The sequence below is a fragment of the Streptococcus sp. 210928-DFI.4.42 genome (assembly GCF_020554365.1).
In the GTDB taxonomy this organism is placed as follows: domain Bacteria; phylum Bacillota; class Bacilli; order Lactobacillales; family Streptococcaceae; genus Streptococcus; species Streptococcus parasanguinis_S.
In genome coordinates, this window is record NZ_JAJCHF010000059.1 from 1 (window position 1) to 577 (window position 577).

1 pseudogene is annotated in these 577 nt (G+C 32.1%); it reads right to left on the reverse strand.

Annotation, left to right across the window (positions count from 1 at the left end):
* Positions 1 to 388, reverse strand: a pseudogene (locus LIZ08_RS10270) (hypothetical protein); the annotation flags it as partial.
* Between the last annotated feature and the right edge of the window lie 189 nt (positions 389 to 577).

Consider the following 577-nt stretch of genomic DNA (forward strand, 5'->3'; position numbering starts at 1 on the left):
TCAATCTCAAATAGCCTTGTTCGTAGTTATTCACAGCTTTCTTTAGATTATCATTGGGAAAATGCTCTTCAATTATCTTCTCTTCATCTTCAATGAGCTTTAAAGCCTTATGAAAATCACCCTGATCTCTGTAGATCATAGCTAATTGATGTAATCCAATGTGTTCATGTTCTTTGTCTTCATTTTGTTGAGCTAATAAAATGTATTTCTCAAAGATACGGGTACACGAGGCATAGTCTTTTTCTGCCAATAATAAATACCCCATCAGATTTAAAAGGCTAAAATCTGTACAGGTATCAATGGAAAAATCTTGTTCAACCAACTTTTTAGCTTCTGATGTTTTTCCCTCCAGAAACAAGTCCCAAGCCACATCAATTTTAGAAACCATCTATTTTCCCCTTTACCTATAAACAACCTTCATAAAATAAAATCACTCAATAAGAATATGCTAAATCCTATCTTTATAAATTTAATCCACTAGGCTAAAGTATAGCAAAAAGCCCAAATAACTACTATTTGGGCAAAATGTTACTTAGTTTCTTTTTAAACGAGCAATGAGTAACTTAATAAGATAAGC